This window comes from Stenoxybacter acetivorans DSM 19021, assembly GCF_000745895.1.
Classification (GTDB): Bacteria; Pseudomonadota; Gammaproteobacteria; order Burkholderiales; family Neisseriaceae; genus Stenoxybacter; species Stenoxybacter acetivorans.
In genome coordinates, this window is the sequence record NZ_JQKE01000079.1 from 1 (window position 1) to 9,780 (window position 9,780).

Annotated in this window: 12 protein-coding genes and 1 pseudogene; 9 read left to right on the forward strand and 4 right to left on the reverse strand. The window is 44.8% G+C overall.

Annotation, left to right across the window (positions count from 1 at the left end; translation table 11 throughout):
- Positions 1-269 (reverse strand): annotated as a pseudogene (locus tag Q384_RS09915) (IS481 family transposase); the annotation flags it as partial.
- A gap of 76 nt (positions 270-345) precedes the next feature.
- On the opposite strand from Q384_RS09915, the gene Q384_RS09920 reads away from it, so the two are divergent.
- The 5 genes from Q384_RS09920 (at position 346) to Q384_RS09940 (ending at position 5,477) form a co-directional block, all read left to right on the forward strand.
- Positions 346-2,412, forward strand: a complete 2,067-nt coding sequence (locus Q384_RS09920; RefSeq protein ID WP_051940858.1) for a DNA topoisomerase 3 — start codon at positions 346-348, stop codon at positions 2,410-2,412.
- A gap of 36 nt (positions 2,413-2,448) precedes the next feature.
- On the forward strand, positions 2,449-2,697 hold the full coding sequence (locus Q384_RS09925; RefSeq protein ID WP_037587632.1) for a hypothetical protein: 249 nt from the start codon (positions 2,449-2,451) through the stop codon (positions 2,695-2,697).
- Between the two features lie 187 nt (positions 2,698-2,884).
- A complete protein-coding gene (locus Q384_RS12730) occupies positions 2,885-4,507 on the forward strand; it encodes an ArdC family protein (RefSeq protein WP_051940860.1) in 1,623 nt (540 codons plus the stop codon).
- Between the two features lie 8 nt (positions 4,508-4,515).
- Positions 4,516-5,025 carry a hypothetical protein gene (locus tag Q384_RS09935; RefSeq protein WP_037587634.1) on the forward strand — a complete coding sequence of 170 codons (510 nt, stop codon included), beginning with the start codon at positions 4,516-4,518 and terminating at the stop codon, positions 5,023-5,025.
- On the forward strand, positions 5,022-5,477 hold the full coding sequence (locus Q384_RS09940) for a hypothetical protein (RefSeq protein WP_037587636.1): 456 nt from the start codon (positions 5,022-5,024) through the stop codon (positions 5,475-5,477). The genes Q384_RS09935 and Q384_RS09940 overlap by 4 nt, the downstream gene beginning before the upstream one ends.
- Here the strand turns inward: Q384_RS09940 and Q384_RS09945 are convergent.
- Positions 5,437-6,183 (reverse strand): competence protein CoiA family protein, encoded by a 747-nt coding sequence (locus Q384_RS09945; RefSeq protein WP_037587639.1) that lies wholly within the window; start codon positions 6,181-6,183, stop codon positions 5,437-5,439. The two genes, Q384_RS09940 and Q384_RS09945, sit on opposite strands and share 41 nt — an antisense overlap.
- Before the next feature lie 74 nt (positions 6,184-6,257).
- Between Q384_RS09945 and mobC the strand changes: the two genes are divergently transcribed.
- Both mobC and Q384_RS09955 read left to right on the forward strand, forming a co-directional pair.
- On the forward strand, positions 6,258-6,776 hold the full coding sequence (gene mobC, locus Q384_RS09950; RefSeq protein ID WP_037587641.1) for a plasmid mobilization relaxosome protein MobC: 519 nt from the start codon (positions 6,258-6,260) through the stop codon (positions 6,774-6,776).
- Positions 6,773-7,900, forward strand: coding sequence for a relaxase/mobilization nuclease domain-containing protein (locus tag Q384_RS09955; protein WP_051940864.1), 1,128 nt, complete (start codon positions 6,773-6,775; stop codon positions 7,898-7,900). The genes mobC and Q384_RS09955 overlap by 4 nt, the downstream gene beginning before the upstream one ends.
- A 63-nt stretch (positions 7,901-7,963) precedes the next feature.
- On the opposite strand, the gene Q384_RS09960 is transcribed toward Q384_RS09955, so the two are convergent.
- Positions 7,964-8,269: a type II toxin-antitoxin system RelE/ParE family toxin gene (locus Q384_RS09960; RefSeq protein WP_037587643.1), complete on the reverse strand. Its 306-nt coding sequence runs from the start codon at positions 8,267-8,269 to the stop codon at positions 7,964-7,966.
- Entirely contained in the window at positions 8,266-8,535 is a 270-nt protein-coding gene (locus tag Q384_RS09965; protein ID WP_037587645.1) for a ribbon-helix-helix domain-containing protein, read from the reverse strand. Before Q384_RS09965 ends, Q384_RS09960 begins: the two co-directional genes overlap by 4 nt.
- A 396-nt stretch (positions 8,536-8,931) precedes the next feature.
- Here Q384_RS09965 and Q384_RS09970 point away from each other — a divergent pair, with 396 nt between their 5' ends.
- Both Q384_RS09970 and Q384_RS09975 read left to right on the forward strand, forming a co-directional pair.
- Positions 8,932-9,324, forward strand: coding sequence for a hypothetical protein (locus Q384_RS09970; protein ID WP_051940868.1), 393 nt, complete (start codon positions 8,932-8,934; stop codon positions 9,322-9,324).
- Positions 9,325-9,534: 210 nt separating this feature from the next.
- On the forward strand, positions 9,535-9,780 hold a 246-nt coding region (locus tag Q384_RS09975; protein ID WP_037587646.1), incomplete at its 3' end, for a transposase.

The following is a 9,780-nucleotide window of genomic DNA, read 5'->3' on the forward strand; positions in this document are numbered from 1 at the left end:
TGCGCCTGCGCTTTGAGCTTGTCTTGAATGGCTTTTTCTACTTTTGCCAAACGCTTCATGCCGTAACGAACTTGCTTGAAGCGGCGGTTAGTGCTGTTTTTAGGCATGAATACCTGTAACCGCGCTTCTTTCAAGACTTTATAGATGGTGGGTCTGCTGACGCAATAGGTAGCCGCCAAATCAGAAACGCGGATATTTTCTTCTGTATAAAGCCGCCAAATTTCTTGACGCTGATAGGGCAGTAAACGGGTTCTTTTATGAATGTTCATTGCAGTATTTTCCTATAAATACTGTAAACAACGCTGGGATTTCTTACAACGGCTTTTTTATCATGGAACAATCATTATGCAATTATTCTTATGCGAAAAACCCTCGCAAGCCCGCGACATTGCCAAAGTATTGGGCGCGGGCGGCGGCAACGAAGGTTATCTGATTAAAAAAGATAAAGAAAGCATTGCCGATATTGCCGTTACTTGGGCATTTGGTCATATACTGGAACAAGCCGACCCCGCCGCCTACGGCGAACAGTATCAAAAATGGCAGTTCAACACCCTGCCAATTATTCCGAGCAATTGGCTGCTGAACATCAAACCCGAAGCCAAGAAGCAATTCGGCATTATCCAAAAACTGTTAAAACAAGCCGATGAAGTGGTTATTGCCACCGATGCCGACAGAGAGGGAGAAGTTATCGGGCGTGAGATTTTGGATTACTGCGGCTATCGCGGCAAAGTATCGCGGTTTTGGACATCGGGTTTAGACCCCGATTCTGTCAAAAAAGCCTTGGCCGCCCTAAAAACCGGTTCACAAACCGAAAAGCTCTATCAAGCAGGTTTAGCCCGCAGCCGTGCCGATTGGTTAGTCGGCATGAATTTATCCCGCGCTTACACCCTGTCTTATGCAGCGGGTTTCGGCAAAGAACACCTGATCAGCATCGGACGCATACAAACCCCGACACTCAACCTTGTGGTGCAGCGGGATAAAACGATTGACCATTTTGTGCCGTATCCATATTACAGCCTTGCCGTCATGTTTCAGACAACGGCAGCACACCCATTTAAAGCCATCTGGCAAATCCCCGAAGCGTTAAAAAATACCGACGGTTTTTGTATTGATAAGACTTTGGTTGGTGATTTGGCAAATCGCATACACGGCAATTCATACACCATTACCCGCGCCGACACCGAGTTAAAAACCACCCCCGCACCTTTGCCCTACAGCCTTTCGGCTTTGCAAAAAGACGCGAGCAAACGGTTGGGCATTTCAGTGAGTGAAGTATTGGAAGTTGCCCAAGCCTTATACGAAAAACACAAATTAACCAGCTACCCGCGCACCCCATGCCAATATTTACCGCAATCGCAGCAAGCCGATGTTCCGCAAATCTTATCCGCCCTGCAAAGCCTTGAACCCACGCTTTCAGGCAGCCTGAACCAAGCCAACCCGCAGCGAAATTCACGGGTATGGAATGACGCACAAGTGAACAAGCATTCACACCACGCCATTATTCCAACCACAGTATCGCACTATGATTTAAACCAATTAACGCCCACGGAGCGCAGCGTGTACGCGTTAATCCGTGATCGCTACATTGCCCAGTTCCTGCCCGATTACCAATACGAAGCCACCGTCATTGAGATTACTGCTGAACAACAAGTATTCAAAGCCGCAGGACAAGTACCGATACAACAAGGTTGGAAAGCTTTTTTAACACACAGCGAAGAGAACGATAACCAAGAAAACGATGACAAAGAGAACGGAAACGCCGCCAAAGACAACAGCAAAACCCCGCTGCCGAAGCTGAATCAAGGCGACACCGTTCAGGCAATTGAAGCAAAACCCGCAAGTAAACAAACCACCCCGCCGCCACGCTTTACCGAAGCCAGCCTGCTGGAAGAAATGCGTACCTTATCCGACTTTTTAAAAGGCGTGAACGATGAAGCCGTAAAAAAAGTGTTGAAAAATACAGAGGGGCTGGGAACGGAAGCCACCCGAGCGGCGATTATTGAAATCCTGCTCAAACGCGGTTTTATTGACAAACAACAAGGAAAGCTCAAAGCCACCGACAAAGGAAAACATTTAATCGCCGCCATACCGCCCGACATCACAGATCCCGTAACCACCGCAAAATGGGAAGAGGCACTGGCAAAAATTGAAGCCGGTGAAACTTCATCTGCTGCGTTTTTACAGGCTCAAGCCGAGCATCTGCACACATTGATTGAACAAGCCCGCATCGATTACAGTAAACGTCCGAAAAGTACCGGCAAGAATACCGCTGATCCGGCACAAATCGGGCAAAGCTGCCCTGCCTGTAAAAAGGGTAAACTGCAACAGCGGCACTTAAAAGACAAGCCTGAGAAACGCTTTTTGGGTTGTTCGCAATATCCGAAGTGCAAGCATATACAGTGGCTGCAATAAGTGTACAGCATCAAACAACAACAGAAAGGAAGCACCATGACTACCCAAGCAAATCACGGCGATTGGATTTCAGACGAAAGCTGGGACAATATTTTAACCGAGACTGAGCAAGCGGTATTTTTTAATCTGACCGAAGAGCAGCAAGATGCTTATCTGGCAGCCGCCGAATCCGAAGAAGCCATGCAAGCCTATATTCACGACGAAAGCCAACCCGCCGAAGCCCGCGCCTTATACGGCGACGGTAAATGGGGCGAGCCTGCCAAGCAAGAACCGTCAACCGAGTAAAACAACACCATGCCGGCTGTAACAGCCGGCATTTTTTATTGTGTATCAGGCTGCCTGAAACGAAGTTTCTGTGCCGCTAAAACCGTATTCTCACCAATACGGTTTTTTTGATTTTAAACACCCAAACCCGAGCACCTCCCCCCAACCTGCCCGCACGGCAGGTTTTTTATTGTCGAAAGGAAACATCATGCGCCAATCCAACCCCGATGACACCAAAAAAACCAACAGCAAACAAGCCTATGCCGAAGCGATTGCAACAGAGCTAATCGAACGAATCGAAAAAGGCACAGCACCGTGGCAGAAACCGTGGCACCCTTCAAAAGGCAATGATTTGCCGCATAACCACAAAACCGGTGAAACCTACAACGGCGGCAACCTCTTAAAACTGATGATGGAAGACCATGAAGACCCGCGCTGGCTCACCTTTATTCAAGCCAACCAGCTGGGTTTAAAAATCAAAAAAGGCGAAAAAGGAACCCGTTGTTTTCGGGTGAATTATGAAAGCGAGCGGGTGAAGCGTGATGAAAACGGCAAACCCGTTAAAGACGAAAACGGCAAAACGATTAAAGAAATCATCAATCCGCCGCAACCTCGAGTTACCACGTTTACTGTATTCAACGGTGAACAAATAGAAAATATGCCCGAATTGAAGCGTAAACCATTGCCCGAACCGACTTGGGAGAATCAACAAGCTGCCGAAGAAATATTGAAAGCCTCTGGTGCAAACATCACCCACCGCGCAACTGATCGCGCCTATTATAGCCCGACAAGCGACCGCATTACCCTGCCCGAAAAACATCAATTCAAAGGTGCGGGTGAATACTACAGCACCGCCCTGCATGAACTCGGGCATTGGACGGGACATTCAAGCCGCTTAAACCGTGATTTATCGGGTGGTTTCGGCAGTGAAAAATACGCCAAAGAAGAGCTGCGAGCCGAAATCAGCAGCATGATGTTAAACCGTCAATTGGGCTTGCCGCATGACCCTAATCGGCATGCTGTTTATGTGGAAGGCTGGGTAAAGGTTTTAACAGACAAGCCCGAGGAAATCCTCGCTGCCGCTCAAGATGCGCAGAAGATACAGGATTTTGTGCTGAGCTTTCGCCAACAACAAAGTGTTGAGGCAAAACAAACGGAACTTGAGATGAAACCCGAAACCGCGCAAACACAGACACCAACGCCAGCGCAAACGCTTGAAGTCAAACCGTCTGAAACGTTAAAGTATATCGCTCAAGTGATGGACCGTAATCGTCATCGCTTTAATGGCATTGAAGACGCGCTTGAAAATTTAAGGTATATCGCTGATTACGATTATGGTGAAAAAGCCGGTGAGTTGAGTATCAAGAACCATACCACTTTGGAAAATTATCATCAAGCCAGCTTCCAAGCCTTGCCGGAATTGCCGTTTGCGCAGAAATACGCAGCTCATTTGGAGTATTTTACGGAAACCATGAAGCTGATGGACGGCAGCCATTTTAACCCGCAGGGGCAAAGCCATCAGTTTGACTTAAATCAATTACCCCAAAAAACGCAATCCGCCATTGCCGAGATTCAAACCGCCCTGTCCGGGCAACGCCTGCAACAAGTTCAAGAAACATATTTGAGCCAACATTCCCAGCTGCCCGCCGCCGAGCGTTTAGGCCGCGCCGAGCGCGAGTACGCAATGGAAAAAAGCGTTGCGCAACTGCCGCCTGATCAAAAAATCCAAGCCCAAACCTTGTTTTACGAAACCGAAGTGCTTAACGCCAAACTGCGGCACGACAATCCCACTGCTGCACCCGAACAAGCGGAAATGGATTTTGAACGGTAAAGGAGAAAATGGTGATTATTCAATACGAAGACCGTCAGTTACGCAGGTTGCCTGAAAACGAAGCGCATTGGCTGGTGATGGGCAGAATTCCGATATTGGAAGCTGTCGCTCTTATCAATCAAGCAAAGTTAGAACAAGAAATTGATGCCGCAATTACTCAAAACTTAGCTTGGTATAGCTGGCATTGTAACCAAAATTGTGCGGAAATCGTCAAGCAAGAGCGTGGTGCAGGTGTGCGTATTTGGCGAATTGATGACAATATTTCACATGGTATTGTGAAGTATTGGAACAGAATGGAAGTGGCTACCCATGCTTATCTGGCAATGGATAAGCCTTACAACATGCAAGCATTCTATGATTTAGCGAAAGAGCTGGACAGACAGGTGCCTGATTATGATTTTCGCTGGGAAGGTGGATATCCCAGCGAACTCAATGATGTAAAAAAGCAATTTCTTAGAGAATGGGTAAAAAAAGCAGTAAAAGCCGTTATCAATAATGAACAAGGGGAAAAATCATGAATCCAAAAATATGGCTGCTGATGGGTAGAATGCCTGTTGTTGAAGCGATTTACGCCGCAGATAAACACGATTTAACAGCTATTATTTATCAAACACTTAGACAAGATTTACTTTGGCGCAGTTACCCCATCAATCACACGCAAACAGAGGAAATACAAAAAAAACCCGGCGTGCTTCTTTGGAGATTTAAGCAACTGCCTAAAAATATTCAGCAATTATGGCTAAAATTTGCCAATTCCCATTTAATCAGTTGGGAAGAATATGAAACTACATTTTACGATTTAGCATATGAACTTAATCAGCAAATACCAAATGAACAATTTGATTTCAATGAGTTAAATTCGTGGGATTACAGCGAGCAATGCGAACAGGTGGTTCGGCAATGGGCTGACAAAATAAGCAAAAAATTCATCATCCAAGATACTGATGTAATTGCTTTTCAGCTTCAATGATTGTTCCTGTAGCTAAATTAGGCAGTTGATGTAAAAAATCTTCGTTGATTGGGAAAAGTAAAGCAGTATTCAAATATTTTTGATTTGGCACTTGTTTGCTTCCTTCCGGCAAAGAGTAAGAAGCAACCCAATAATCAACAGGTTTTTCACCATTAATCCATAAATCATCAAATTTTTCGGCTACGGTATTAAACCAACAACGAACCCACTGAAATCTGCCATGCCGCAAATTGCGCTCAGTTTTTTTTTGAGGTGGGAAATCAGCCAATGTACACAAAATGTAAGGTATTTCATGTTCTTGCAAATCAATATATTCCCATATCCTTAATTTTTCAGATCTTTTTAATAAATCACCAAACTCATAAGGGGACATATTTTTGATCAATTGGCGCATAAAAGTGTAATGCTTTTGCCAATTGATCAGAAATTGTCTTTTTAATTCATGTGCATGTGTTAAATCAGATTTACTTGGCTGTAAACCAAGATACGGGCGTTTATCCATTACTTTCGATGGACACATACCACTGTTTTTTTTATGGGCAAAATGCTCCTGTGTTCGCAAAGTATTTCCTGCTCTGAGAAACATCAACTGTTTACAAAAACGACAACGCGCTAAAGGGCGTAAATTGGCATTATTGCCAAATTCGTCACGATATTTTTTTGTATCAATAATTTCGTCTTTATACGGGTGTAACGCAATCTGCATAGCCATTCTCTTAATTTCAAACTATTCACTTAATTGTACGTGATTTCAAGCACTTTTTAGCAAAGGAGCAGTCCATGAACGTCTTAAAGGTTTACGGCATTGACGGCGAGATGATGAAAAAATTGAAAATTATTGCCAAACAAAAAGGCTGTAATGGCGTTTCGAGTTTAGCCAAATGGTTACTAAATCAAGCGTGTTTGGAACAAAACAGTTTACAAGCCATAGCACACGGAACTGATGATGAAGCAGGCAAATACCGCCTTGAACTCAAATTATTTCCTGATGATTATCAATATCTGCAAGCCGTAGCCGCACAACAGCACATGAGTGCCAATGCCGTTGCCGTTCAGTTGTTGCGTTACCACATCACCAAACACCCTGAGCTTTCCGACAAGGAAGAAGAAGCCTTATATCAGTCTAATTATCAGTTGCTGCGTATCGGTCGCAACCTCAATCAAATCGCCCGCCAGCTGAACAGCTTTGAAGCCGGCAACATCACCGCCAATGAAATCCGCCAATTGTCCGCCATTATTGACAAGCACACCGAACAAGTCAGTGAAGTGCTGCACAAACACAAGAGACGTTATGAATGAGTATTCATGATTACGTTGATAACTGGATTATGTTTAAAACCCGAACCGTCAGAGCCAAAAGCTCCGGCGGTTTTTCTTTGGGCAACCGAAACAGTTCATCAAAAACCCCGCTAAAAAAAGGAACGGGTTTAGCCAATCTTCGCGCTGCTGCACTGAAGCAGCCTGAAGTGATGGTCAAAATCCCGCGCCGCAAAAGCGGCAATAGTACAGGCTTAAAGGGGGTGCGCAGTCATTTGGAATACATCAGCCGCAACGGTAAAGTGGAAGTGGAAACCAAAGACGGTGAAAAGCTCAATGGCAAAAAAGAAGTACAAAGCATTGCCGAAACATGGCAAAAGCACGGTATTCCCGAGGACAGCCGCCGCCGTGAGGCTTTGAATATTGTGTTGTCCATGCCGCCGGGCACGCCGCCGCAAGCAGTGAAAGACGCAGCCCGTGAATTTGCCAAAGAACAGTTCCCAAACAACGATTACGCCTTTGCTTTACATACCGATGCCGACGATCCCAATGAACCTGCCCACCCGCATGTGCATTTATGCGTGGTACTGCGCAATGAATTTGGACGTTATCTCAATCCGCGGAAAAACGACTTGTTTGAATGGCGAATGCGTTTCGCCGAAAAAATGCGTGAACAAGGGGTGGAATGCGCCGCCACTCGCCGCCAACATCGGGGAGTCAGCCGCAAAGGTGAAAACAGCGTGCTACGGGTGATGCGTCAGGATGCTGAACGTGCAGAAAATTTCGAACGGCAACAAAAGCGGCAGCCGAATGTCTATAAACAGGCAGCTACCGAAATCGGCAAAGCACTGGCAAACCAAGAACGCCCGAAACACCCGTATTTAAAAAAGGTTTTAGAGACACGCGGATTTATCGTCGGTGAGTACGGTTTGATTGCCAAAGAACTGTACAAACAAGGCTATAAAACCGAAGCCCGCGAAATCAGCAAGCTGGCAAGAAGCGTGGCGGCGGCGGATTACGACACCCGTGCGCAGCAAGAATACGACAACATCAACAACGCCGTATCCCATGCCCAACAAGCCAAAGCTAAGGAAGTTTTCAGGCAGCCTGAGCCAATGAAAACACCACAGCCGCCTGTTGAGCAGGATGCGGATTTTGAACGATAACATTCAACGCCAGCCCCGTGCCATGCCGTTCAATCGGTTTGGTGCGGGGCTTTTTTTTGTTTGTTACACATCAATCAAAATTGCTTCATAATTTTGTCCGCCGTGGAATACACCTAAAATCATGATGAGTGGTGTATCCACTGCAAATGCAATCACTGTTCTTTTTTTGTAATGGCTAATCCGTAAACCTTTACGAATATCATCTCGCATGATGCCGCGATATGGCAAGTCAGCCAAGCCCTCACAATACGCCACGACTTCTTCTGTATATTGTGCAGCAATATCAGCAGAAGCCTCTCGTTCCAAATAACGATATAAATTCAGCAGCTGCTCTTCTGCTTTAGGCGAAAAAATTACTTGATAATTCATTTTAATTGATTACGCTCTTCAGATAATCTGGCTCGCACCGCTGCTGCTGTTAGTCCTCGTTCAGGATTTACTTTCAGCTCATCGTAAGCCGCACCCACTTCACGCTGCAACCAATCTTCCATAACCCTGTCTCTTGCCAGCAATACCCGCAAACCATCACGAATAACTTCACTTTCAGAAGCATATTCTCCTGATTGAACTTTCGTTTTAATCGCCGCTGCCATGTCTACGGGCAAGGTAATGCTCATCTGTTGCGTTGTTCTCATCGCATTACTCCCTTTGTTAATAATATTATTTAATCCTACTCTGCTTCCGATAAGCTGACAATACTCTGCTTCCGATAAGCTGACAAGTACATACCAATCTGAAGAACTCAAGCACAGCCGCACAGCGGCGTTTCCTCGTCAGAGGAATAAAACGGGGTCGTTTTGTCGGCGACTGCCTATCCTGCATTGTAGTTTTTGCTTTCGCTTTTTGGATTTTTCAGGAAGAAGCGTAACAATTGATAATAAAAGAACTATTACGTACTATTGTGTACTAATTTAAGATATTACGAAACATAGTGTAATAAAATTTGATAAATTAAGAACTATATTCATCTAAAATATTATACAATATAATCTATTGCGTATTATCACGTACTTTTACGCACAGGAGAGAATATGAACAAGGATTTAGAAGATTTTTTGCGTGAACAAGCACCTGAAAAGAGCCAAAAACGGTCAGTATTAGAACCCTATTGTGCAGATATTTTAGAACTAAAAAAACGAGGGTATTCCGAAAGTGTGATACTTCAATATTTGGCAGAAAAGAAAAATGTTAGTGTTACCAGACCAACACTTAACCGATTTATTCGCAATACCCAGAAGCATCTAATAGAGAGCCACACGACAACGAACCGTGCATCACAAGCAAAACCAACAACGTTTACGCCCATATCACAAACAAAAACTAAACAAGAAACCACAAAGGAAATTACCTTTTCAGTTGAAAAAACAAAACACTCATCACCACCTTCTTGGGCAGCAGGTATTAACCCTGAAGATGTTTTTTAATTGAATGAATAAACGGCATCTTCAGAAAAAAGATGCCGTTTAAATCGCTTTTAAATGCCGTTTACGGTAGTGTTCAAAAATCTGTGTCAATCCCCTAAACTATTCCAAATAGGAGACAACACATGAACAACCCCATATTCGACTTTAAAACAGGGTAGTGTTCAAAAATCTGTGTCAATCCCCTAAACTATTCCAAATAGGAGACAACACATGAACAACCCCATATTCGACTTTAAAACAGCACTTAAACAGCTTCAATCAGGTCAAGCACTGACAGGAAAAGACGGCATACTCACCCCGCTTATCAAACAACTGACCGAAGCTGCTCTTGATGCCGAAATCGAACATTATCTCGAACAGAACCCACAAGAGCCCAACCGCCGCAACGGTTACACCAAAAAGACGGTCAAGGCAAATTCCGGCAGCTTTGAATTGGAAACACCGCGAGACCGAAAC